This window comes from Shewanella sp. 5S214 (assembly GCF_041439795.1).
GTDB classification, from domain to species: Bacteria; Pseudomonadota; Gammaproteobacteria; order Enterobacterales; family Shewanellaceae; genus Shewanella; species Shewanella vesiculosa.
Genome location: NZ_JBGOOV010000012.1, coordinates 1 through 24,128, shown reverse-complemented (window position 1 = coordinate 24,128; position 24,128 = coordinate 1). Strand labels below are relative to the sequence as shown.

24 protein-coding genes and 1 tRNA gene are annotated in these 24,128 nt (G+C 42.7%); 16 read left to right on the top strand and 9 right to left on the bottom strand.

The window, feature by feature from the left end:
- The first annotated feature begins 3 nt into the window (after positions 1-3).
- Positions 4-516, top strand: coding sequence for a type II secretion system protein (locus tag ACED29_RS09885; RefSeq protein WP_371697615.1), 513 nt, complete (start codon positions 4-6; stop codon positions 514-516).
- A 96-nt stretch (positions 517-612) separates the two neighbouring features.
- Positions 613-903 (top strand): DUF6482 family protein, encoded by a 291-nt coding sequence (locus ACED29_RS09880; RefSeq protein ID WP_371697574.1) that lies wholly within the window; start codon positions 613-615, stop codon positions 901-903.
- Between the two features lie 15 nt (positions 904-918).
- On the opposite strand, the gene ACED29_RS09875 is transcribed toward ACED29_RS09880, so the two are convergent.
- Positions 919-1,419, bottom strand: coding sequence for a zinc ribbon-containing protein (locus ACED29_RS09875; protein WP_124017811.1), 501 nt, complete (start codon positions 1,417-1,419; stop codon positions 919-921).
- 120 nt (positions 1,420-1,539) lie between these two features.
- On the opposite strand from ACED29_RS09875, the gene leuS reads away from it, so the two are divergent.
- From leuS to lipA, 14 genes are all read left to right on the top strand, one after another.
- Positions 1,540-4,131 carry a leucine--tRNA ligase gene (leuS, locus tag ACED29_RS09870; RefSeq protein WP_182722449.1) on the top strand — a complete coding sequence of 864 codons (2,592 nt, stop codon included), beginning with the start codon at positions 1,540-1,542 and terminating at the stop codon, positions 4,129-4,131.
- A 133-nt stretch (positions 4,132-4,264) separates the two neighbouring features.
- Positions 4,265-4,759 (top strand): LPS assembly lipoprotein LptE, encoded by a 495-nt coding sequence (gene lptE / locus ACED29_RS09865; RefSeq protein WP_124017809.1) that lies wholly within the window; start codon positions 4,265-4,267, stop codon positions 4,757-4,759.
- Positions 4,759-5,793, top strand: a complete 1,035-nt coding sequence (gene holA / locus ACED29_RS09860; RefSeq protein ID WP_182722448.1) for a DNA polymerase III subunit delta — start codon at positions 4,759-4,761, stop codon at positions 5,791-5,793. Before lptE ends, holA begins: the two co-directional genes overlap by 1 nt.
- 21 nt (positions 5,794-5,814) lie before the next feature.
- Positions 5,815-6,450, top strand: coding sequence for a nicotinate-nucleotide adenylyltransferase (gene nadD / locus ACED29_RS09855; protein WP_182698665.1), 636 nt, complete (start codon positions 5,815-5,817; stop codon positions 6,448-6,450).
- Positions 6,451-6,611: 161 nt separating this feature from the next.
- Positions 6,612-6,941 carry a ribosome silencing factor gene (rsfS, locus tag ACED29_RS09850; RefSeq protein ID WP_124017806.1) on the top strand — a complete coding sequence of 110 codons (330 nt, stop codon included), beginning with the start codon at positions 6,612-6,614 and terminating at the stop codon, positions 6,939-6,941.
- Entirely contained in the window at positions 6,941-7,411 is a 471-nt protein-coding gene (rlmH, locus tag ACED29_RS09845; protein ID WP_124017805.1) for a 23S rRNA (pseudouridine(1915)-N(3))-methyltransferase RlmH, read from the top strand. The genes rsfS and rlmH overlap by 1 nt, the downstream gene beginning before the upstream one ends.
- A gap of 129 nt (positions 7,412-7,540) precedes the next feature.
- Positions 7,541-9,397 carry a penicillin-binding protein 2 gene (gene mrdA / locus ACED29_RS09840; protein ID WP_124017804.1) on the top strand — a complete coding sequence of 619 codons (1,857 nt, stop codon included), beginning with the start codon at positions 7,541-7,543 and terminating at the stop codon, positions 9,395-9,397.
- Positions 9,394-10,500, top strand: coding sequence for a rod shape-determining protein RodA (gene rodA / locus ACED29_RS09835; RefSeq protein ID WP_124017803.1), 1,107 nt, complete (start codon positions 9,394-9,396; stop codon positions 10,498-10,500). Before mrdA ends, rodA begins: the two co-directional genes overlap by 4 nt.
- 65 nt (positions 10,501-10,565) lie before the next feature.
- Entirely contained in the window at positions 10,566-11,528 is a 963-nt protein-coding gene (mltB, locus tag ACED29_RS09830; protein ID WP_371697614.1) for a lytic murein transglycosylase B, read from the top strand.
- On the top strand, positions 11,518-12,330 hold the full coding sequence (locus ACED29_RS09825) for a septal ring lytic transglycosylase RlpA family protein (RefSeq protein ID WP_182698663.1): 813 nt from the start codon (positions 11,518-11,520) through the stop codon (positions 12,328-12,330). Before mltB ends, ACED29_RS09825 begins: the two co-directional genes overlap by 11 nt.
- A 251-nt stretch (positions 12,331-12,581) precedes the next feature.
- Positions 12,582-13,694, top strand: coding sequence for a serine hydrolase (locus ACED29_RS09820; protein ID WP_235781987.1), 1,113 nt, complete (start codon positions 12,582-12,584; stop codon positions 13,692-13,694).
- A 154-nt stretch (positions 13,695-13,848) separates the two neighbouring features.
- Positions 13,849-14,115, top strand: a complete 267-nt coding sequence (gene ybeD, locus ACED29_RS09815; RefSeq protein ID WP_011636177.1) for a DUF493 family protein YbeD — start codon at positions 13,849-13,851, stop codon at positions 14,113-14,115.
- A gap of 102 nt (positions 14,116-14,217) precedes the next feature.
- Positions 14,218-14,868: a lipoyl(octanoyl) transferase LipB gene (gene lipB / locus ACED29_RS09810; protein WP_182698661.1), complete on the top strand. Its 651-nt coding sequence runs from the start codon at positions 14,218-14,220 to the stop codon at positions 14,866-14,868.
- Complete coding sequence (lipA, locus tag ACED29_RS09805; RefSeq protein WP_124017799.1) at positions 14,868-15,833, top strand: lipoyl synthase; 966 nt, start codon at positions 14,868-14,870, stop codon at positions 15,831-15,833. The genes lipB and lipA overlap by 1 nt, the downstream gene beginning before the upstream one ends.
- Before the next feature lie 160 nt (positions 15,834-15,993).
- Here the strand turns inward: lipA and ACED29_RS09800 are convergent, their stop codons facing one another.
- From ACED29_RS09800 to dmeF, 8 genes are all read right to left on the bottom strand, one after another.
- Entirely contained in the window at positions 15,994-16,449 is a 456-nt protein-coding gene (locus tag ACED29_RS09800; protein ID WP_371697613.1) for a GNAT family N-acetyltransferase, read from the bottom strand.
- Between the two features lie 196 nt (positions 16,450-16,645).
- Complete coding sequence (locus tag ACED29_RS09795; protein WP_124017797.1) at positions 16,646-17,011, bottom strand: hypothetical protein; 366 nt, start codon at positions 17,009-17,011, stop codon at positions 16,646-16,648.
- Positions 17,012-17,550: 539 nt separating this feature from the next.
- A complete protein-coding gene (locus tag ACED29_RS09790; RefSeq protein WP_182742311.1) occupies positions 17,551-18,807 on the bottom strand; it encodes a DUF1624 domain-containing protein in 1,257 nt (418 codons plus the stop codon).
- Entirely contained in the window at positions 18,797-20,986 is a 2,190-nt protein-coding gene (locus ACED29_RS09785; RefSeq protein ID WP_371697573.1) for a TonB-dependent siderophore receptor, read from the bottom strand. The genes ACED29_RS09790 and ACED29_RS09785 overlap by 11 nt, the downstream gene beginning before the upstream one ends.
- Positions 20,987-21,071: 85 nt before the next feature.
- Complete coding sequence (locus ACED29_RS09780) at positions 21,072-21,362, bottom strand: DUF2607 family protein (protein ID WP_124017794.1); 291 nt, start codon at positions 21,360-21,362, stop codon at positions 21,072-21,074.
- Between the two features lie 241 nt (positions 21,363-21,603).
- Positions 21,604-22,296 (bottom strand): substrate-binding domain-containing protein, encoded by a 693-nt coding sequence (locus tag ACED29_RS09775; protein WP_276330545.1) that lies wholly within the window; start codon positions 22,294-22,296, stop codon positions 21,604-21,606.
- 89 nt (positions 22,297-22,385) lie between these two features.
- Positions 22,386-22,462 (bottom strand) — tRNA-Trp (locus tag ACED29_RS09770).
- A 105-nt stretch (positions 22,463-22,567) separates the two neighbouring features.
- Positions 22,568-23,572, bottom strand: coding sequence for a CDF family Co(II)/Ni(II) efflux transporter DmeF (gene dmeF, locus ACED29_RS09765; RefSeq protein WP_371697572.1), 1,005 nt, complete (start codon positions 23,570-23,572; stop codon positions 22,568-22,570).
- Positions 23,573-24,128: the final 556 nt, after the last annotated feature.

Genomic DNA, 24,128 nt, shown 5'->3' with positions numbered 1-24,128 from the left:
ATGATGTCACAATCGATTCAATTCAAAAAAAATCATTTATCCCAAGGGTTTACCCTAATTGAATTGGTTGTGGTAATCATCATTCTAGGTGTTTTAGCGGTTGTTGCTGCGCCTAAATTTATTGGCCTCAGTTCAGAAGCGAGACAACAGGCCCTATCTGGCATAATGAGCAGTGCCAAAACCGCCAATAGTTTAGTGTATGCTCGATCAAAAATGACCAGTCTAAACGTGCAAGCCGTTCAAAATCGCGATGACTTGATCGATATTGATATCGACAATGATGGTCTATTTGAAACACGATTAAAATGGGGCTATTTAGATAACACAGATGTCGAAAAATGGATCATCATAGATGACGTCTTTACCGTTCAATATCAAGGTGTTGATTTCACTTATATCGGCTATGATAAAGATGGTAATGGCCAAGTAACCAATGATAATTGCTACTTCTCTTACACCCAAGCCGTTGACGCAAATACAGGTCCCAAATACCAGATAGTATCAAGCGGTTGCTAACCAAAATCCGTCATTGCGACCGATTGCAGTATAAAAATTGAACTAGCCTCAAGTTTGCGACGTAATAACCTTAACAAACCACTATTGGAGGTTATTATGCAACTATCTGAAATAAAGCTAGCCATTGCTGAACAAACTCAACATCCCACCATTATTAGCTACGCAGACTCAAATCATTACCTACTGGGTCTTAAAGATCTTGATGGCAATTTTCAACGTGCTCATGATAGAGACGGCAAACCATTATGTTTCAACTCAATAAAACAAGCCGAAGAATTGCTTAAACAACAAGGGATCAGTTACGCCATGATAGAAATGCAAACAGCATATGATGAGATGGTCGGTAACAGCAGTGCAAGCCACTGCCATTACCGAATAGAGTTTTAAGCGTTAAGTTACCAATTATGGCGTTAACGGCTCCCGTGAAAATTCGTTGTAATCACATTTTGGACAGTCGGGGATTACCCCAGGAAAATCAATTTGCATTTGATGACCACACTTATTACAGGTCAGTTTGCCTTGGTTAATGATTTCCCCAGACTTATAAACCCCATGATGTTTAAAATCTTGTAACAACTCGTGCCACTCCACTTGGCTTCGATCCGTTATCTCGCTCAACCACTGCCATAATGTATTTTCAATCCCAATAACCATAGGGCTATAACTCAAATTATCGGCATTTTCCTCATTTAAGAAAGCTGCTATGTCTCGCTTTAAAAATTCTTCTACTAATGCGAGCTCTTCTTCATCGGAATGAGATTTAAGTTTTAAATACTCTTTACCCTGGGTCACTGACTTGAATAAGCTCTTCGCTGTCAATGAGTTATCTTGGTCAAACGTAGTTTTCACCTGTTCGAATAGTGACTGATATAAGGCTAATAGTGCTGAACTTTTTCCACTCATAAGTAATACTCCTTAATACGCACCTTTTTAATAGATCACTTCTGGTTTATTCTATGCAGTTATAAATCTCGCTGCTGAGCGTTAGATCAAACAATGGGCGGCATTGCCGGAAATAGATTGATGCAAGAGCTATATAATCCCTCAGAAATTGAAGCCTTAGTGCAAAAGCACTGGCACGAACATAAAACATTTGAAGTTACTGAAGATGAAAGCAAAGAGAAGTTTTATTGTCTTTCAATGTTTCCTTATCCTTCAGGTCGTCTTCACATGGGTCACGTCCGCAACTACACAATAGGCGATGTAGTGGCACGATATCAACGTTTACAAGGTAAAAATGTTTTGCAACCGATTGGTTGGGACTCATTTGGTCTGCCTGCAGAAAATGCCGCAATCAATAACAAGACCTCTCCAGCGCCTTGGACATATGAAAACATCGACTACATGAAGAACCAACTTAAGTTATTAGGATTTGGTTATGATTGGAGTCGTGAAATCGCCACCTGTACCCCTGAATACTATCGTTGGGAACAATGGTTTTTCACTAAGTTGTATGAAAAAGGCTTAGTGTACAAAAAAACCTCATCAGTTAACTGGTGTCCAAATGATGAAACTGTACTGGCAAATGAACAGGTACAAGACGGTTGTTGCTGGCGTTGTGATACTCCAGTTATTCAAAAAGAAATTCCACAGTGGTTTATTAAAATCACCGATTACGCTGAAGAATTACTTAACGATATCGACACCTTAGATGGCTGGCCTGAACAGGTTAAGTCTATGCAACGTAACTGGATTGGCCGTAGCGAAGGCATAGAAATGACGTTTGCCGTTGCTGATAGCCAGGCTACGTTTGATATCTATACCACTCGTCCGGATACGTTAATGGGCGTCACCTATGTTGCAATTGCAGCAGGTCATCCATTAGCAATACAAGCTGCTGAAAATAATCCACAACTGGCTGAATTTTTAGAAGAATGCAAAAACGCCGATACCACTGAAGCAGCAATGGCTTCAATGGAGAAAAAAGGTGTGGCTACTGGCTTACAAGCGATTCATCCAATTAGTGGCAAATTGGTGCCTATTTGGGTGGCTAACTTTGTATTAATGAATTACGGCACTGGTGCTGTGATGTCTGTTCCCGCTCATGATCAGCGCGATTATGAATTTGCCCTTAAATACAAGCTTGCTATCGAAGCGGTGATCAAGCCTGTTGAAGGCGAATTGGACATCAGCAAAGAAGCCTATAGTGACAAAGGCGTGGTATTTAACTCGGGTGATGCTTTCCCTGAACTTGACGGTTTAGACTTCCAAGCAGCCTTTGAAGCCATTGATGCTAGATTAACCGCAGAAGGTAAAGGTAAACGCCAAGTCAATTACCGTTTACGTGACTGGGGTGTTTCTCGTCAACGTTATTGGGGCGCACCAATCCCAATGGTTACCCTAGCTGATGGAACTGTTGTGCCAACGCCTGCAGATCAACTGCCAGTTATTTTGCCAGAAGACGTGGTAATGGACGGTATCCAAAGCCCAATTAAAGCCGATAAGGCTTGGGCCGAAACCACAGTTAACGGTCAGCCAGCAATGCGCGAAACCGATACCTTTGATACCTTTATGGAATCATCTTGGTACTACGCTCGTTACTGTAGCCCGCATGCTGATGAAATGTTAGATCCTGCCAAAGCAAACTACTGGTTACCAGTAGATCAGTACATTGGTGGTATCGAACACGCTTGTATGCATTTGTTGTATTTCCGCTTCTTCCATAAGTTGTTGCGTGATGCAGGCTTAGTCAACAGCGATGAACCGGCAAAGCAACTACTGACTCAAGGCATGGTATTAGCCGATGCTTACTACTACATCAACGAAAAAGGTGCCCGTGTTTGGGTATCTCCTTTGGAAGTGACTGTAGAAGAAAAAGACGACAAAGGCCGTATTCTTAAGGCGGTAGATAATCAAGGTCATGAACTGGTTTACACCGGCATGAGCAAAATGTCTAAGTCGAAGAACAACGGTATTGACCCGCAAGTGATGGTCGAAAAATACGGCGCTGACACAGTCCGTTTATTCATGATGTTTGCCTCGCCACCTGAATTAACCCTCGAATGGCAAGAGTCTGGCGTTGAAGGAGCACATCGCTTCATTAAACGTTTCTGGAAATTAGCCAACGATCATGTTGCAGCGGGTAAAACAGAAGCGTTAGATACCAGCAAATTAAATGCTGATCAAAAAGCGTTACGCCGTGAATTACATAAGACGATTGCTAAAGTCAGTGATGACATTGCCCGTCGTCAAATGTTTAACACTGCAGTGGCCTCTGTAATGGAACTGATGAATCATTTGCTGAAAGCATCACAAGAAACAGCTCAAGACCGCGCCTTGCTCGCTGAAGCCTTGTCTGCTGTTACTCGTTTGCTTTACCCTATCGTGCCTCACATCACCTTTACCTTATGGAACGAATTAGGTCACCAAGGCAACATTGAAGACAGCCGCTGGCCAGAAGTGGATGAGTCTGCATTAGTTGAAGACAGTAAACTGATTGTGGTGCAAGTTAACGGTAAAGTGCGTGCAAAAATCACTGTAGCCGCTGATGCATCAAAAGAAGATGTTGAAGCCTTAGGCATGAATGATGAATATGTCCAAAAGCACACTGAAGGATTAACCGTTCGTAAAGTGATCTACGTGCCAGGAAAACTACTCAGTATTGTCGCTAACTAAACTGATCTCATTGAGATAAAGTAATCTCAATTTGATTATAGTGATAAGACTGCAGTGTTATAACTTACCGCGGATGAAACCGCGGTAAGTTATTTATTTTAACCATGTAATAACAAGGATGCCTACCTTCACTATGCTAGCCAAAAAAATCTGTTTAGCCATAATGACATTGGTGTTACTGACCAGTGCAGGATGCGGCTTCAAACTCCAACGCAGTTATTCCATCCCTGCTGAATTAGCTGAATTACATTTAACCAGTAGCGATGAATACAGTGAGTTAACTCGCTTAGTGCGTGATAGGTTGCGCATCAACCGCATTAGCCTTGTCGATGCTGCACAAGAAACACCGACACTTCGATTAATCAATGACTCACTCGAACGCGCCACATTATCACTTTATCCCACTGGGAATGTCGCCGAATATGAGCTGATCTATTTAGTGCATTATTCAGTCACCTTACCGGGACAAGATCCACAAGACTTTGATACTGAAATCCGCCGTGACTATCAAGACGACCCACGAACTGCATTAGCAAAAAGTCGGGAAATGGAGTTGTTAGTTAAAGAAATGCGAGTACAAGCAGCCGATTATATCATTCAGACTTTGGCGTCAATCGGAGCTGAGTAATGCGGGTTTATCCGGATCAACTCAAGCAACACCTCTCGCCCCTACCACAATGCTTTTTACTGTTTGGCGATGACCCATGGTTAATCGAAAACAGTAAACAGCACATTCTGAGTGCGGCTAAAAAACAAGGCTTTGAAGAACGCGTTCAACTCAGTCAAGAAACTGGCTTTAATTGGGGCGATCTAGTCCAAGAATGGCAAGCAATGAGTTTATTTGCTAGCCGACGGATTGTTGAATTAACCCTTCCACAGGGTAAACCCGGTATTGAAGGCGCTGCGGCGTTTCAGACGCTGTTACAACATCCTAATCCAGATATGCTCCTGATTGTTCAAGGCCCTAAAGCCAGTGCTGAACAAACCAATAGTAAATGGTTTAAATCACTCGATGCCAAAGGCATCTATTTACCTTGCGCCACCCCTGAAGGTAAACAGTTTGAACGCTGGTTAGACAGCCGTATTACTCATTATCAGCTGACTGTCCACCATGATGCTAAAGCGATGTTGTTTACTTTATTTGAAGGTAATTTACTGGCTGGCGAGCAAGCAATGCAATTGTTACAACTGCTCAGCCCTAAGCAAAATATTACTCCAGAGCAACTGAGTGAATATTTTGAGGATCAATCTCGTTTTAGTGTATTTCAACTCTGTGATGCCATATTAGGCAATCACCAAAAACATGCACAACACATGTTGGCGCAGTTGCAGGCAGAAGGCACAGCTATGCCTATTTTAATGTGGGCTTTATTTAAAGAAATTAACCTACTACTCACGTTAAAGCTGGCGCTGCATAATGGTGAGCAACTGAGTAAGTTATGGGGCCAACACCGAATTTGGGATAAACGTAAACCACTTTATCAAGCTGCAATAACGCGATTAGATTTGGATCACATTGAGCACATGCTCGCGTTTGCCTCTCAATTAGAACTAAATCTCAAACAAAAAGGCCATGAAGATTGGATCGGTCTAAGTCATTTATGCATTTTATTCGACCCACGGGCACATAAGCGTTTAGCCCATATTGAACTCACTGACTGAGACCAAAACTAAGGACAGCGAATGCGTATTGGTATATTGGGGGGCACATTCGACCCCATCCATCTAGGGCATATCAATCCTGCACTAGAAGTAAAACAGCAACTTAATTTAGATCAGATTTGGTTAATGCCCAATCACATCCCACCACACAAAAAGACCACAGTGGTTAGCAGCCATCATCGACTTGAAATGGTGAAATTAGTTTGTCTGCAGTATCCAGAATTTGAACTATGTGATATTGAAATTAAGCGTGACACGCCCTCTTACAGTGTCACTACGCTATCATTGCTGACTGAACTGTATCCTGATGAAGAATTCTTTTTCATTATGGGAATGGACTCATTTGTTCAACTGCCATTATGGTACCAATGGCAATCCTTGTTTAATCTATGCCATATCGCACTCTGTCAACGTCCCGGGTGGACAATTGATACCCACAGTGAAATGACCAAAGAGTTATTATTTAGACAAGCCAATACCGACTACCTCACATCAAATTCCCATAGCAAACATGGAAGAATATTTTGCATCAACAGCCAGTTAGTCGATATCTCCTCAACTGAAGTTCGTCAGCGATTAGCTCAAAATATTGATATCAGCACAGTGTTACCGCAAACGACAATCGATTATATCCGCCAACATCAGCTCTATATTTAGCACGGCTAAGCCCTACAGCGATTAGCTCATGAGCAGGATTATGAATCCGCTCAGTATCGGGCGCTAAATTAATTCTATCGTTGTTTACGCCTGCTTAATTGCGCATTAACAGTGAATTTGAGTATAATACTCCGTTAATTTTTACTTATGAGGTACTTCGCGTGCAAGGCACCGAACTAAAAGATTTCGTTATCGACAAAGTCGATGATTTAAAAGCAAAAAATATTACTGTTATCGATGTTTCTAAGCGGTCAACTATTACCGACACCATGATCATTTGTACTGGTACGTCGAAAACACACGTTCGTTCTATTGGTGAGCACGTGATCGTGTCAGCAAAAGACGCAGGCGTACAACCTCTTGGGGTTGAAGGTCGTGACAGCAGCGAATGGGTTTTAGTTGATTTAGGCTCTGTTATTCTGCACGTGATGCAAGAACAAACTCGTGATTATTACGAGCTTGAAAAACTGTGGTCTGAACATAACGTCTAATGAAGTTACAGCTTATTGCCGTTGGCACCAAAATGCCCGATTGGGTAACCCGAGGCTTCGAAGAATACCAACGCCGTTTCCCTAGAGATATGGCCTTGGAACTCATCGAAATCCCAGCAGGGAAGCGCGGAAAAAATGCCGATATCGCCCGAATTTTAAATAAGGAAGGCGAACTAATGCTAGCGGCAGTAGCCAAAGGTAACCACATTGTCAGCTTAGATTTACCCGGCAAAAATTGGACAACACCAGAGCTTGCCGAGCAAATGACAAAGTGGCAACTCGATGGTAGAGACGTCAGTTTGTTGATTGGTGGCCCAGAAGGACTTTCACCTGCTTGTAAAGAGGCGGCCAACCAAAGCTGGTGTTTATCTGCACTAACCCTACCTCATCCTTTGGTTAGGGTTATCGTAGCAGAAAGCCTATACCGAGCTTGGAGCGTCAATAACAATCATCCGTATCATAGAGAATAAATTCAGTCGCATGAATAACTTAGTTTACAGATAATGATTATCATGCAGCTCTATTTTTCATTTTTATCAGCTGATACTGTGGCCTTTAATAATCTAACCTTTAATTTGGTCACGACGGGGATAGCATAAGTGCCGCCAAAAAAGCGCATTACCATGCATGATCACGCCGCAGAAGCCGCGCTATTTAAGCGCCGGGCATTCTTCACTTTTCTTTGCGTATTTATATTACTCTGCATATTATTTTCCAATCTTTATCACCTTCAAGTTGTCTCCTATAAAGATTATGAAACTCGGTCAAATGATAACCGTATTCGGGTCGTTCCAACGCCACCAAGTAGAGGACTTATTTATGACCGTAATGGCGTACTATTAGCCGAAAACCAACCTTATTACTCTCTAGAACTCATCCCAGAAAAAGTCGATGATATGACAGCGACGTTAGATGAGCTTAATAGCTTTATTGAACTTTCAGAAGATGATCGCGAAAGTATCACTGAAAACCTAAAGTTTCATCGTCGCTTTAAACCGTTAACCATCAAAAGTAAGTTAACAGACGAAGAAGTCGCTATTTTTAGTGTCAATCAATATAAATTTCCCGGTATTTACGTTGAAGCGGGCCTTAAGCGTCATTACCCTTACAATGCATTATTGACCCATGTACTTGGCTATGTGGGCAAAATTAATACCCGAGATAAAGCATTACTTGAAAAAGGTAGTCAGTGGAAAAACTATGCTGCAACCAAAGATATTGGTAAGCAAGGTATTGAAAAATTTTATGAAAGTTTGCTTCATGGCACTCCTGGTCACCTCGAAGAAGAAGTGAATAATCGTGGCAGAGTGATCCGTACACTCAAAGTTACACCGCCGACACCGGGACAAGATATCTATCTCACACTCGATCTCAAACTACAGCAAAAAGCCATGGAACTGTTAGATGGCCGAAAAGGCTCTGTTGTCGCAATAGATCCCAGAGATGGCGGTGTTTTAGCGATGATCTCCAGCCCATCATATGATCCTAATCCATTTGTTCATGGCATTACCTCTAAAGCCTATAATGACCTGTTAAATGATAAATCGCGGCCATTAATTAACCGTGCAACCCAAGGGCAATACTCTCCAGCATCAACGATCAAGCCACATGTGGCATTACTTGGTTTAGAAGAAAAAATCATTAGTGAACGCACGCGTATTTGGGATCCTGGCTATTGGCAAATGCCCGGAGTCGATCGTAAATGGGGCGATTGGAAGAAATGGGGCCACGGCTGGGTAGATATCTACCATGCCATTGTCGAGTCCTGTGATATTTTCTTTTACGACCTTGTCTACAAAGTTGGCATTGATAAAATGGCTATCTTTATGGATCGCTTTGGCTTTGGTAGAAGCACTGGCATTGATATTTTTGAAGAATCTGATGGTGTTATGCCCTCTAGAGACTGGAAAAGAATGCGTTATAATCAGCCTTGGTATAACGGCGATACCATTTCGGTTGGTATTGGCCAAGGCTATTGGACCACTACCCCGTTACAGCTTGCTAATGCGGTCACCATTATGGCTAATAAAGGTAAGCGATTTACACCTCATCTATTAAAATCCTTTAAAAATAGTACCGTTAAAATTGATTCTCCCATTGATGAGCAAATACCAATAGAGCTTAAAGATCCGAATAATTGGGACATCATTAATGAGGCTATGCGCCAAACTGCTGATAAATCGCACTTTACGGATGCAAGTTATACCGCGGCAATGAAAACAGGTACGGCACAGGTATTTAGTGTTGGTAAAGATCAAAAGTACAATGCCGACACAGTAGCGGATCACTTACGCGATAATGCATTAGTGGTTGCTTATGCACCTTATGAAAATCCTCGTATTGTTTTGGCTGTGGTACTTGAAAATGCGGGATGGGGTGGAAAAAATGCCGGACCGGTCGCAAGAGCATTACTCGATGAATATATGTTACGCGACGAATGGGCGGTAAAACCATGAATAATCATCCGTATCAAAAATCGTTTTGGCAGAGCATCCACATAGATCTGCCATTGCTCATTGGCTTATTAATACTAATGGGGTTCGGGCTTTTTATTATTTACTCCGCCAGTGGTGAAGATCCTGCCATGATGGAGCGTCAACTAGTTCGGATGACGCTATCCCTAGGCGTGATGTTTTGTTTTGCACAAATCAACCCTGAAATACTCAGACGGTGGGCATTCCCTATTTATATTGCCGGAATAATATTGCTGTTGGGCGTAGAGTTATTTGGCACCATTAATAAAGGCGCACAGCGTTGGTTAAATCTCGGTTTCATGGAGTTTCAGCCATCGGAATTGATTAAACTGGCCTTCCCGATCACCATGGCTTGGTACATCAGTAAGTTCCCATTACCGCCCAAAAAACGTTACTTAGCTGGCGGGGTGATTATTTTACTGATCCCAACACTATTAATCGCCAAACAACCTGACTTAGGCACCTCTATTTTAGTGGCAGCATCAGGGGTCTTCGTCCTGTTTTTGTCGGGTATGAGCTGGTTAATTGTAGGCGGGTTTATCGCCGCTATTCTGATCTTTTTACCTGTGTTGTGGTTCTTCTTGATGCACGATTATCAGCGTACTCGAGTATTAACCTTATTTAATCCTGAACAAGATCCTTTAGGCGCGGGTTATCATATCATCCAATCTAAAATTGCCATTGGCTCTGGTGGGATCTGGGGGAAAGGTTGGCTTGATGGCACTCAATCACAATTAGAGTTTTTACCTGAGCGACATACTGACTTCATCTTTGCCGTGATAGGCGAAGAGTTTGGACTTATTGGCAGCTTAGTATTACTTGCTATGTATTTATTTGTGATTGGCAGAGGTTTAGTTATCGCTTCACGAGCACAGACTAGCTTTGCACGCTTGTTGGCCGGAAGTATTACCTTAACATTCTTCGTTTACGTGTTTGTTAACATTGGTATGGTATCAGGTATTTTACCTGTGGTTGGCGTACCTTTACCACTGATAAGTTATGGTGGAACCTCCATGCTAACCTTAATGACGGGCTTCGGTATTTTAATGAGCATTCACACCCACAGACGATTTGTCGACCGATAGGATCAACCTTAACTATGATAAAAATAACCGTTCAAATCGCCAGCTTTACACTACTTTGCAGCATCATGTTCAACCTCAACGCTGCAACAGAAGATGATCCTCAAGCATTACAAAATGCATTTGTGAAACAACAGGTCGAAAAAGGCGCCAGTAAAGCAGATGTAGAACATTTCCTATCGACGTCCACCTTCGACCAGAGCATCATAGATGCCATGACTAAACCTTGGGAAGCCAAACCTTGGCACCAATATTATCCTATTTTTCTTACCGACAAGCGCCTTGAAAAAGGCTTAGCATTCTGGCAAGAAAACCAGGTGATTATTAGTCAAGCTGCTGAAAAATTTAACGTTGACCCGCAAATTATTGTTGCCATTATCGGTATCGAAACCTTTTATGGCGGCTATATGGGTAACTATCGTGTACAAGATGCACTCTATACTTTAGGTTTTTATTATCCACCAAGAGCTACATTTTTTCGCAGTGAATACGCAAATTTAATGGCACTAATCAAAGAAGAAAAGCTTGATAACAGCACCTTAAAAGGTTCATATGCTGGCGCTATGGGTTATGGTCAATTTATCCCTTCAAGTTATCGCCATTATGCTGTCGACTTTGACGGTGACGGTCGCCGAGATTTATTAACCAGTAAAGCCGATGCCATTGGCAGTGTAGCGAACTATTTTCATCAACACGGTTGGCAAAAAGGCCAACCTGTGGCGCTATTGCTCAATCACACCTCAAGCACAGCCCCTAAGGCTAATGTTTGGACTAAAGAAAAGCTGCACTACAAGGTAGCGGATATTCTTAGCCCGACATTAAGTTTAGCCGATAACCAAGATTTAGATGCTTCTCAAAAAGCCTTATTAATCAAATTAGATCAACCTGATAAAGCAGAGTATTGGCTAGGACTGAAAAACTTTTATGTCATTACCCGATATAACAGAAGCCCACTTTATGCCATGGCGGTATATCAATTCAGCCAACAACTTAATGCACATTACAAATCGGTAAATCAACATGGACTTTAATTGCCGTTTCATCCTGCTAATGATACTAAGTAGTCTATTACTGTTAGGCTGCTCATCAAATGAGGCAGGGAAAAACACTTCAGGTAAAAAAAGCCGTTATCAAATGGCTAATGACCGTTATCCAGATGACGCACCTGACGTTAGCTTGGTGAAAAATGCCCAGCCTAAATACGAACCTTACAGCAGACAAGGCAATCGAAACTACACTGTATTAGGTAAAAGCTATCAAGTGCTCGACAGTGGTAAGGGCTTTAAAGAACAAGGTAATGCCTCATGGTATGGTTCAAAGTTTCATGGCCATTTAACGTCAAATGGTGAAACCTATGATATGTATACCATGTCTGCAGCACATAAAAACTTGCCCTTACCGAGTTATGTTAAAGTGACTAACTTAGAGAATAATAAGCAAATTATTGTCCGTGTTAACGATCGTGGACCATTTCATCATGGTCGAGTGATTGATCTTTCTTATGCGGCGGCTTATCACTTAGGTATGCTGGCCAGAGGAACGGCAAAGGTGGCCATCGAAACCGTTTACATTCCGTCACCAGAAGAGCGAGTTATCAGCGATTTAAAAGATAACGATAATCATTTTATTCAAGTTGCCGCCTCACAAGATAAACTTCGCATCAATATGTTGGCTAAACAGTTAGAAACTAAATATGCCGTAACCTCTCGGGTAACATCCGTTAATGGTATGCATAAATTACAGTTAGGACCCATACAGCAAATTCATCTAACGAATAAGTTGCTCGATCGTGTCCAAGCTGATGGCTATCCACAAAGCTTTATCGTACCGTAAACCACAATAACGGCACTAAATGACAACATTAAGGTTCATTTACATTGGATGAATGAACCTTAATGCGAAATGACTGCCTACTAATGTATAATCTATCATTATACCAATCGATCTTTGTCTTTTCTTCGACTAACTAGAGACGTGCTAACTTCATGATGACATCCAAAACCGCTCAATTATCAACTATGCTTTTTGCATCAGTTGTCTGTTTTTCTTCACTTGCTGCAACGCCACAACCAGATGTACGTCCAATGCCAAATCGTGCACCTATGGTGACGCCAGACGCACCAAGTGTTGCGGCTAAAGCCTATGTACTAATGGATTATAATTCTGGCAGAGTTATAGCTGAAGAAAATGCCTACGAAAGTTTAAACCCAGCCAGCTTGACTAAGATGATGACCAGTTATGTGATTGGTCAGGAAATTAAAGCTGGCAATGTATCATTAGATGACGATGTTGCTATTACCAAAAATGCTTGGGCAAAGAACTTCCCTGATTCATCTAAAATGTTTATTGAAGTGGGTAAAACGGTCAAAGTACACGACTTAAATCGTGGCATCATCATTCAATCAGGCAATGATGCCTGTGTTGCAATGGCTGAACACATTGCTGGAACAGAAGGCGCATTCGTTGATTTAATGAATTCATGGGCCAAACAATTAGGCATGAAAGACAGCTACTTTGAAAACTCTCATGGTTTAGATGCTCAAGATCATAAATCAACCGCTTATGATATGGCGCTTTTAGGGGCAGCATTAATCCGTGACGTGCCTGATGAATACAAAGTGTATTCTGAGAAGTCTTTTACCTATAACGGAATCAAACAATATAACCGTAATGGCTTATTATGGGATAAAAGCTTAAATGTTGATGGTATCAAAACAGGTCATACGTCTGGAGCAGGCTACAACTTAGTGGCCTCTGGTACAAGCGATGGTATGCGTCTTATCAGCGTAGTCATGGGCACATCAAGTGAATCTGCGCGTAAAGCTGAAAGTAAGAAACTACTTAATTATGGTTTCCGTTTCTTTGAAACCATTACCCCCTACAAAGCTGGCGATACTTTCGTCACTCAACAAATTTGGTACGGCGATAGAGAAACCGTTGATCTTGGCGTGATGACAGATACCCCGATCACCATTAGCCGTGGTCAAGCAAAAGATTTACAAGCGAACTTTGAATTAACCAAACCATTAACAGCACCGCTTGCCAAAGGTGAAACCGTAGGCCGTGTCTTTTTCCAACTTGACGGAAAAGATATTGCTCAGTTCCCACTGGTGACGCTAAATGAAGTCCAAGAAGGCAGCTGGGTTAGCAAATTAATGGATTACTTCAAACAAATGTTCGCAAGCTGGTTCGAGTAATTAAGCAAATTTACACATTCTATTAATAGATCTATAAGTGAATCAGCTAATTAAAGCCGCCTAATCAGCGGCTTTAATTTTTCAGATCTATCAGGCTTGAATCGGGTATAATCACCACCATATAAGTAATACCAAACAGAATTGAGTAAGCTAAATGTTAAATACAACGTTTGACCAAGTAATGGAATTTCCTAATTCGTGCCCTTTCAAAGTGATCGGGGATGCGGATGATACCTTAGCCGATCGTGTCGTTGCCGTTGCACAACAACTGGCACCGGGAGATTACGTTCCGAGTGTGAAAGCATCGAGTAAAGGCAGTTACTATTCAGTCACTATCCGTATTACGGTTACTAGCAAAGAACATATTGAAAAAGCGTACATTGATCTTGCCGCAATTGAAGGCGTAAAACGTGTACTGTAAGATCCAAATGAGTCTTCTTTAACAATAAACTTGCGTATGATACTCAACTATTAATCCATTGATCTGATGGACACACACCTTTATCTGGGGGAGACGTTGCCCTTGCAAGCACAAACACTGCACATTCGCCATCTTGGCATGCAAGACTATGAATCGACATGGCATGCAATGCAGGAATATACTGACACTCGTGATAGCGATAGCCATGATGAACTGTGGATTGTTGAGCATCAGCCGGTATTTACCCAGGGTCAGGCAGGTAAAAGTGAGCATATACTCAACCCAGGTAACATTCCGGTCATTCAAGTAGACCGTGGTGGTCAAGTGACTTATCACGGACCGGGTCAATTAGTGGTTTATCCACTTATCGATATAAAACGTAATAAACTCGGTGTGCGCCAGTTAGTGAATAATATAGAGCAGAGCATTGTCGATATGCTTGCTCATTACCATATCAATGCTTACGCAAAAGCTGACGCTCCAGGTGTTTATGTCACAGAACGAAAAGTAGCCTCTTTAGGATTACGCATTCGTAAAGGCTGCTCTTTTCACGGCTTAGCACTTAATGTCGACATGGATTTAGCCCCATTCCAGCGCATCAACCCTTGCGGATATGCCGGTTTAGAAATGGTGCAATGTAAAGCATTGGGTGGTCCACAAACAGTGCTTGAAGCTGGTGATAAATTAATCCAAACCTTTAGCCAAATTATGGGCTACCAACAACTTGTACATCATCAAGGATTAGCAGAATAATGAATAGGCCTGAAAGATTACAACCAGGTGTCAAATTACGTGATGCCGATAAAGTCGCTCGAATTCCTGTAAAAGTAGTGCCATCAGAGCGCGAAACGATGCTGCGTAAGCCTGATTGGTTGCGGGTAAAATTACCTGCATCAAATCAACGTATTCTCGATATCAAAGCGGCATTACGTAAAAATGGATTACATTCAGTGTGTGAAGAAGCGTCTTGCCCAAACTTGGCAGAATGCTTTAACCACGGCACAGCTACCTTTATGATTTTGGGTGCGATTTGTACTCGTCGTTGTCCATTCTGCGATGTCGCCCATGGTCGCCCACTCAAAGCTGATGCCGATGAGCCTAAAAAACTAGCTCAAACGATCAAAGACATGAAGTTAAAATATGTGGTGATCACTTCTGTTGACCGTGATGATTTACGTGATGGCGGTGCCCAGCATTTTGCTGACTGTATTCGCGAAATTCGTTTATTAAACCCTGAAATCAAGATTGAAACTCTTGTTCCTGATTTCCGTGGTCGTATCGATGCGGCGTTAGATATTTTAGCGACAGAGCCTCCTGATGTATTTAATCACAATCTTGAGACGGCTCCAGCTCATTACCGCAAAGCACGTCCAGGTGCTAACTATCAGTGGTCACTAGATCTACTAAAACGCTTTAAAGAGCGTCATCCAACGATTCCGACTAAGTCTGGATTAATGATGGGTCTAGGTGAAACTAACGAAGAAATAGCCGAAGTATTGCGCGACTTGCGTGCCCACAAGGTTGAAATGCTGACCTTGGGCCAATACTTACAGCCTTCTAAGTTCCACTTACCAGTTGAACGTTATGTACCGCCAGCAGAGTTTGACCAGCTTAAAGCCTTAGCCGATGAGTTAGGTTTTACCCATGCAGCCTGTGGCCCATTAGTGCGCTCAAGCTACCATGCCGATCTGCAAGCCCAAGGTAAAGAAGTTAAATAACCTTATCGCTTAGATACAGATAATCCTTATGTAGATACCAGGATTAACCAAAAAAAAACAGCGCTTAGGCGCTGTTTTTTTTATGACAGTTTTTATGACTGTTGTTTATAACAATTGTTCGCATAGCTATCGTTTTACGACATGGTTGCTAATACACAGCTTATTCTTGGGTAATCGCTAAATCCATCAAGATCGCGTCTTCTTTACCGCCCTCTATTAGGTAATAACCTTTACGACGGCCCGATTCAATAAAGCCTGCCTTTTGATACAAGGTACGGGCTGCAAGATTGGATTCTCGCACTTCTAACATCAGTACTACAGCGCCAGACGCGTTAGCCGAAGCCATGACAGCATTCAATAATAACTTGCCGTAGCCTTTGCCCTGCTGGCTCGGTAATAGACAAATATCCAATAAGGTCACTTCATCGACTATCTGCTGCACTATCGCAAACCCCAAAAGGCCTTCGACTGAATCAGAATTGACAGCAGCATCAGTATTAGGAGCTAAGTCAGCACTCAGCTTTAAACCTAAAACCCGGTACAAGTGCCCGAAACAATCGGCAAGGTTCCCCGCGCTCATGGGATGGCTATGGGCCAAAGATTCAAGCTGCGCCATTTGAGGAACATCGATTGGTGCCAGCGCGACAAGCTCCACAGGCAAACCTAAAGTGAGTGGCGTGGTAAGCTGCGCTGAGGATAGGCTATCTACTAAAGAGGGGCTCAAAGCATATATTCCCAAAAATGTGTGATTAATCTGTTCACAAGCAAAGGTTTGTTAAAAACTGAGTTCAGTCTGATTGATGAGATTTGAGTTATGACTTGCCCCTAGCTTGGCCGCTGACTTGCTCGCGCCATTGGTAAATCTGCTGCCAAAGGGCGCTTTTAGCCTGCCAACCCACCAATAAATCAGCTAAAGGTTCTGATAGAAGCCATGCAGTGCGTGGTCTGACTTTATGACGACGTAAATCCCAAACAATCTGTTTACCCGTATGAGGCTCACAGTCAAAGTCACACTCTTCGCGTTTTACATCGATAAGCTTAAGCACGGCGTCGATAAGCGGCTCAGCTTCAGGTAACTCACCGTTTTCATCCCAAATCACTAAATAAGGTTTTACCTTAGTATCGCGCACTCGCCAAGTGGTCACATTCATGGCAGTTAAATAGGCTGATTTATTCATTAGGGTCAGTTTTATTCAATTAAATTATCGACTCACAATATGCCGCTAGAATAGCAGTTTTAGCACGTTATTGTTAGTGCAACACGGCTAAAGGAGATGGTATCAAGCCGATTATAGGATGGATAATTTCTGGAATATAACCTTTAAATACCAATCGACTTAACTCATTTCACATTGAATATCATAAGATTAGACTGAACACTCTAGCAAAACAACAGCAGGATGACGCCATGATTAACTTAGCTATCAAGCCAACAGAGGTGAAATCACCGCGAGTCTTAACCAACTATTGGCCGACAACCTGTATCTTAAGACCAACAGTTTTCACAGGTAAATCGAGCCAATGATGAAACGACTGCGAAACTGCTTATACAAGGTATTCAGCTAGATGAAAAAATGCCTGAATACAGCATAGCTTATTCATAAAATAATTGGCTAAATGGATTATTGTGCTAAGCAAAACACAAAGTCGCCAAACATGACTGCTTGGCGACTTTTGCCTTTAAAACAACATCACTCAGGTTTAGAAGCACTTAGGCTTAGAGGTACTTTATCCAAGCCTGAGTGCTATTTTTTTTATACTGGCTAAACCGTTTAACAGGATAATAGAGTCCGACGGCTAACAACGCTGCAATCAACCAAACCCAGCCGATACTATTGACTCCATAAAATTCACCATGATTAGCACCAAAGGTGAATTTCGCTAAGGTATAAAGCAATAACAGCACGTACAAATGCAAGATATAAAAAAACATCGGTACTGAGCCAAACACAGACAACCAATGGCCGACTCGCGCTAAGCTCCCATCTGCTTTCCCGTCTGATGCAAAGTGCCGCTCAAACGCGACTAAGCAGAAAAACATCCCGCCTAAGGTCACCAGTAAAAAGCTTAACGATGGCGGGTATTTAGTTAAGTTAACGACCGACATTAAGGTTTCACCAAAATTCGATCCCGCCTGCCAAGGCAAGGTTTCACCATAAAGGTTAAACCCGCGTAGTACGGCAAAAAGTACCCAGCAGCTTATTCCTAACTTCAACAGTGTTTGCTGGCGCTGCGAGGCTTCAAGCGGGTTACCATTGGATTTTTGACTGAAAATTGGCCCAGCCACATAGCCCAGTAAAATCACCCCAATCCAAGGTAGCACGGGATAACTCACCTTAACCCTAAGCGCACCTTCGCTGATGAGATAGCCGCGATCGTGCAATATGGTCCACAGACTATAAGCCCACTCATTGGGTTGAAAGCCAATAGGCGTCAATAGATTATGGCCAAAAACAATCGCTAAACCTAAAACAGCCATCCAAGGTCTAGGCAGTTTTATCAGCGCAGCGAGCGCTAGCATACTCAGACCAATCACCCAAATCACTTGTAACCAGAGGGTGTAATAGCTGACCATCCAAGAGAGGTTAGAGAAGTTAATCACTAAAATTTCCAGCGCGATTAAAAATAGTCCGCGTTTAATCAAAAACATACGTGCTGAACGTGGCTCGCCATGGCTACGATTGGCATAAAGCCATGCAGAAACCCCGGTTAAGAACACAAAAACCGGCGCACAAAAATGGGCGGCAAAGCGACTCAAAAAAAGCCCCCAAGAGGTCGAACTCAAATCCATAGGATCGCTCACCTGCATATGAAAGAAAAACCGCTCCCGTGCATGATCGAGCAACATGATCAACATCACTGCGCCGCGCATCATATCGATACTATTGATACGGCTTCGGCCAAGCGTTGGACTCGATGCTTGTTTCGCAATATTGGCTGACAACGAAGGATTCGAACTGATATTAGAATTCATAACTGACACTCACCTTAATGCTACGTGGCTCACCCGGTACAGCCCAAAGTGCTGAATAACTGTTGGCGATATAATGCTCATCCAGTACGTTATCCAAATTCACCCCAAGGTTTAGATTATCGCTCAGGTGCGTATTGATAAATAACCCAAGCAGCTGATAAGCAGGTAATTGAAAACTGGGATCGGCGGAATCGCCAAGGCGTGAGTCAATATAGCGCCAGCTCAAACCTAAGTGACCATCAATAGATAATCCGCTCAGATCCTGTTTCAGTAGCAAACTCGCCGTATGTTTTGGCACATTGACCAGAGGACTGCCTGCAGGAATTAGTTCGCCCCAGTCTGGATTCAAACTGTCATTTGCGGTACGTGTATTCAAATAAGCGTAGGATAATTTAGCCTGTAAAGAGTCCGTCAACTCGGCAGCGATATCAAGTTCAACACCGCTACTTTTTGCCTCCCCTAAGGTGGCTGCAAAGCCAACATTGACAGGATCTGAGGTCAAAATATTGCTCTTTTGCGCATCGAACACCGCCAAGCTGCCATTCACCGCCAGATCATTTAGCCAAGTAAGATTAAACTTCATTCCTAGCTCAAGCGACTGACTCTCTTCAGCTTCGAAAGGCTTACCCGTATAGTCGGTTCCAGAAAGCGGTAAAAAGCCTTCAGAATAGGAAGAATAAAAACTTAATTCATCAGACCATAAATATACTAAACCCACTTTTGGGCTAACTCGACTTTCAGTTTGCTTAGATAATGTATCATTGACAACTTCACCGATATCTTGCTGATAACGGTCGAATCTCAGCCCTAAATGCAGCTTCCATTTCTCAGTTAAATCCATTTGATCTTGCAGATAAGTCCCCCATGCCTTTTGGGTTTCATTATCCTCATACAACAAACTGACCTCGGGTTGAATCACACCATATTGAGGCTCAAAAATATCAATGGCATATTCACCTTTTCGGCCTCGGTGGCGGTACAGTCCCGTCTTCAAATCATAGTGATAGGCGTCAGCACCGAGCAGTAAATTGTGGCGAATAAAACCGGTATCCACATGACCACTTAACTCTAGACGTAGCGAGTTATCCTCGGATGCATAATCTCGGTATCTGTGCTGCCGGGTAAGCATGCGGCCATCATCAAATAGCGATTGGCGCCCCTTTGCTAACTCAGCATCAGAGGAAAAGCCCTTCAAGCTAGAATCGCGATAGTTATAGCCCGCGGTGAGTGACCAATCATCATTTAATTGATAGTCATAGGTCAGCTGGTGCCCAGTGGCATTGACCACAGTTGCGCCATCATTAGGTTCACCTAAATAACGTGAGCGTGGCACAGTATTGATATCGTTGTTGAGCACAATAATGCCGCGATCGAATAGCTGTTCTTGCTTGAGATATTCCATTTCATAAAGTAACGAGGCTTTATCAGAAATCTGCCAACGCATAGACGGCGTGATGATTTTTTTATCGCTGAACACATAATCGCGAAAACTATCGTGTTCCTGCCACGCACCGTTAATCCGAAATGCCACATTGTCGGTCAAGCCGGAAGTCACATCCCCCTCTAATCGATATTGATCGAAACTTCCCGCAGATGCTTTTAAATAACCACTGGTTTGATACTGAGGTTTCTTAGTCACAATATTGACTGTACCACCGGGTTCCGAGCGACCATAAAGCGCCGAACCAGGACCTTTTAAGATCTCGACATAGGCCACATTTGATAAATCCCTATGACCACTAAAACCTCGGCCACCATTAAAGCCATTAATTAAATAGCCCGATGGCATGTTTTCATTACCCGGAAAGCCGCGCAGGGAAAAGCTATCCCACAAACCGCCACCATTGTTTTGCCGCGCCACACTGGCGGAATAATCCAGCACATCTTGAAACCTTGTCAGTCCCGCATCTTTGATCAATTGCTCGTCTAACACACTTATCGCTTGCGGAAGTTCAGTTGCAGAAACATTGCCACGATAGGCTTGGCGATAGTGGATACTTAAACGCTCAATCTCAGTGCCAAGAGCGGTATCACGAGCCGCGTCACTAGCAGTATCAACAGCACTAGCCACATCACTCACTTGACTGCCTTCTGCGGCCAACAGTTTTGAAATAGGATTGAGCACAAACAAGGCGCCCAGCAACAGCGCAGCGCGCTTGGGAATATAAAAAGAGGTCATTTTCACTCCGAAAATAAACAGCATCGACGTCTTAGCTAAGCCAAGACGCTCAAAGTTAATTAAGATATATCTAATAAAAAGTAACTTATGCTGTTATGGGCGGAGCACGACTATTGAAGAAACGACTAAAAGGTCGTTTAAAGGAAATGGCTTGGAACTCAACCGAGATATAACTCTGCTGAGCCAATTGAAAATGAAAGGGCGTACTGGTTATCGCATGTTGCAACTGGTGCTGATGTAAGCACAGCGAACAATGAGACTTAGGATCTTCATTGGCATGGGCAATACTGTGAACAGCAATGGCCACAGACAAAAGCACCAACATGGCGGCAAGCCATATTGCTAGGGTGCGTCTTGTTTGCATCACACTATTCAAACCATACTTCCTCAACTCATTTGGCTGTCGATTGTATGTTAAACACAACTAAAGTTGCAAACCAATTTACCTAAGTCGCAGCTTAAATGTTACAAGCGGGATTTGACAGTTTGTTGAAGGGGTTTGTTGGAGGAAAATCACTCTAAGTACCTCATCACGGACATCATAGAGTCAGGTCGTTCCACCTTGTGTTCGAGGATTCGAGCCTGACTCCACCATCAACAAGATAACGAGGACGTGTTTAAACTAAGGCTGCAACTGAGTCTCGCTCGACTAAGTTGGACAAAAAAAGGTGAGTATTACGGGACTCAGGCGTAGCATTTGACGCTAACTTAATCGCTAAATCTGTAGCATAATTGGCCATTTCCTCAATCGGGTAATGCATGGTCGTCAATCTTGGACGGCAAGCACGGGCAATCGATAAGTCATCAAAACCAATCACAGAGACATCTTCTGGCACCCGAATTCCCGCCGCAAATAATGCATGAATCGCGCCAATCGCCATTAAGTCGTTATAAGCTAAGATGGCCGTGAATGGTGTGCCTCTTGCGAGTAAGGCTTGTACAGCGGCTTCGCCACCTTCCATATTCGCGGTAGACTCTTCAATGGCATCCAAGGGCAACTTCATATCCCGCAACAGCAGAGCTTGGCGTACCCCTAATATGCGTGACGCAGGATCGCGGTTTTGGTAAATACTGGTGATCACCGCAAAATCTTGATGGCCGCGGTCGAGTAAGTAGTTAGTCGCCTCTTGGGCACTGGTTACATTGTCGAGCCAAACGCAGCGATCGGCAATTTTAGGGATAAAACGGTTGATGATCACAAGCCCGGGGATTTGTTCAGTAAGGCCTATTAAAGTCGACTCATCCGAATATTCGCTGTGGAGAATAATAGCATCACAGTTTTGGTCACGCAGGGATTCGATCGCATCGATTTCAGACTGAAATCAGAGTGCGGATTTGCCAGAAAAAATTAACAACCGAAAAGACAAAGGCCTAACATTTCTGCTAGGCCTTCTAAATTTGGCAGGGGTGGCAGGACTCGAACCCGCAACCATCGGTTTTGGAGACCGCTGTTCTACCAATTGGAACTACACCCCTGTTGACGAGGGGCATTATGCTAAACCCCCTTCCAAAGGTAAAGTACTTTTTCAAATAAAGTGCTCAATTGCAGTTTTTTCACACAAGTAAGCCGTTCAAAGGCATTTATGAGTAGCTTATGCTTTTACAGGATGCCAGTGGACATTGATTAATTTCGATTGTGATATGGCTAAGTTGCGAAAACTTACTTTCAAGTTGTTGCTTTAATTGCACAGCATCAATGTCACTATGGACTAGTAACGAGACAATCGCAGCATAATGTTCAGCGCTTACCTTCCAAATATGAAGATCAGTAACAATAACGCCATCATGCTCGAGGAAGTGTTTTATTCGCGACTTCTTGTCCAACCCGATTGAATTATCAAGCAAGATTGGACTCGTTTGCTTCATTAACCCCCATGCCCAACGTGTAATAATCACTGCGCCAACTATACCCATAACAGGATCGAGGAATGTCAGTCCCATATATTTACCAAAGACTAGCGCCACAATGGCTAAAACAGACGTTAAAGCATCTGCAAGAACATGGAAATAAGCAGCTCTTAAATTATGATCATGATGATGTACTGGCTCATGCTCATGCTCATGCTCATGCTCATGCTCATGCTCATGCTCATGCTCATGCTCAGCGTGATGATGATCATGACTATGATGATCTTTCAATAAAAATACACTAACAATATTGACTGTAAGACCGATAAAAGCAACAAAGATAGCTTGGTTAAAATAGATTTGTTCTGGATTGATAATTCTGACTAATGATTCTACTAACATTATCAATGCAACCATACCTAAAGCGATGGCACTGGTGAAGCCCCCCAGAACACTAACTTTACCGGTTCCAAAAGAAAACTGGGGGTTATCAGCATTTTTGCGGGAATATCGATAGGCAAATAAAGTAATCATAAATGCTGCAGCATGAGTACCCATATGCCAACCATCAGCCAATAATGCCATTGAACCATAAATGGAGCCGGCAATAATCTCAGCTAACATAGTAATAATGGTTAAAATAAGTACGTAAAGGGTATTCCGCTCACCATCAGAGTTCTGATGACTGAATTGATGATGGTGTTGCCATTGTTTTACTGGATGAGATTGAGACGTCATTGAGGCACTTAGATGAGCAAATTAAAGTGACATTATCTATGTATTATCGATTAAATATCAAGTCAAAAGCATATTAAGTCGTATTACATCTGCATAAACAACAACAGTAATTGTTTCTATTGATACATGAATCAATTAATGAGGAACATATCGACCTAATGCTGATCTCGCGCTTTTTAACATATCAAATAATAGACGCAAAAACATTAGCGATATAATGGCGATCTGTCTTACACTCATTTAAGTGAATAAGTCGCCTAGAAATGACCGACTCTCGCATGGGCATATCATCCACACTGGTTAATGGCTTAGGCCCATGAACGGCTTTCAGCCACAAATTGCAGATGTAAAAAAGCCCGCTACATAATAGCGGACTGTTTCACGACTCTTTCAAGTCAAATAGGTGCCTAGAAATGACCTACTCTGACATGGGCATACTGGCCATACTGACTAATTGCTTAGGTTTAAGGCACAAAACAAAAAAGCCACTCGAGTAGACTTGCCTTGCTGTGTTCTTTGGCCCCCTAGAACTGACCGACTCTCGCATGGGCATATC

Bases quoted from the DNA above. Each gene is read 5' to 3' on its own strand.
- ACED29_RS09885 (WP_371697615.1), top strand. From the start codon at position 4: ATGTCACAATCGATTCAATTCAAAAAAAATCATTTATCCCAAGGGTTT.
- ACED29_RS09880 (WP_371697574.1), top strand. From the start codon at position 613: ATGCAACTATCTGAAATAAAGCTAGCCATTGCTGAACAAACTCAACAT.
- ACED29_RS09875 (WP_124017811.1), bottom strand. From the start codon at position 1,419: ATGAGTGGAAAAAGTTCAGCACTATTAGCCTTATATCAGTCACTATTC.
- leuS (WP_182722449.1), top strand. From the start codon at position 1,540: ATGCAAGAGCTATATAATCCCTCAGAAATTGAAGCCTTAGTGCAAAAG.
- lptE (WP_124017809.1), top strand. From the start codon at position 4,265: ATGCTAGCCAAAAAAATCTGTTTAGCCATAATGACATTGGTGTTACTG.
- holA (WP_182722448.1), top strand. From the start codon at position 4,759: ATGCGGGTTTATCCGGATCAACTCAAGCAACACCTCTCGCCCCTACCA.
- nadD (WP_182698665.1), top strand. From the start codon at position 5,815: ATGCGTATTGGTATATTGGGGGGCACATTCGACCCCATCCATCTAGGG.
- rlmH (WP_124017805.1), top strand. From the start codon at position 6,941: ATGAAGTTACAGCTTATTGCCGTTGGCACCAAAATGCCCGATTGGGTA.
- rodA (WP_124017803.1), top strand. From the start codon at position 9,394: ATGAATAATCATCCGTATCAAAAATCGTTTTGGCAGAGCATCCACATA.
- mltB (WP_371697614.1), top strand. From the start codon at position 10,566: ATGTTCAACCTCAACGCTGCAACAGAAGATGATCCTCAAGCATTACAA.
- ACED29_RS09825 (WP_182698663.1), top strand. From the start codon at position 11,518: ATGGACTTTAATTGCCGTTTCATCCTGCTAATGATACTAAGTAGTCTA.
- ACED29_RS09820 (WP_235781987.1), top strand. From the start codon at position 12,582: ATGCCAAATCGTGCACCTATGGTGACGCCAGACGCACCAAGTGTTGCG.
- ybeD (WP_011636177.1), top strand. From the start codon at position 13,849: ATGTTAAATACAACGTTTGACCAAGTAATGGAATTTCCTAATTCGTGC.
- lipA (WP_124017799.1), top strand. From the start codon at position 14,868: ATGAATAGGCCTGAAAGATTACAACCAGGTGTCAAATTACGTGATGCC.
- ACED29_RS09800 (WP_371697613.1), bottom strand. From the start codon at position 16,449: ATGGCGCAGCTTGAATCTTTGGCCCATAGCCATCCCATGAGCGCGGGG.
- ACED29_RS09795 (WP_124017797.1), bottom strand. From the start codon at position 17,011: ATGAATAAATCAGCCTATTTAACTGCCATGAATGTGACCACTTGGCGA.
- ACED29_RS09790 (WP_182742311.1), bottom strand. From the start codon at position 18,807: ATGAATTCTAATATCAGTTCGAATCCTTCGTTGTCAGCCAATATTGCG.
- ACED29_RS09785 (WP_371697573.1), bottom strand. From the start codon at position 20,986: ATGACCTCTTTTTATATTCCCAAGCGCGCTGCGCTGTTGCTGGGCGCC.
- dmeF (WP_371697572.1), bottom strand. From the start codon at position 23,572: ATGACGTCTCAATCTCATCCAGTAAAACAATGGCAACACCATCATCAA.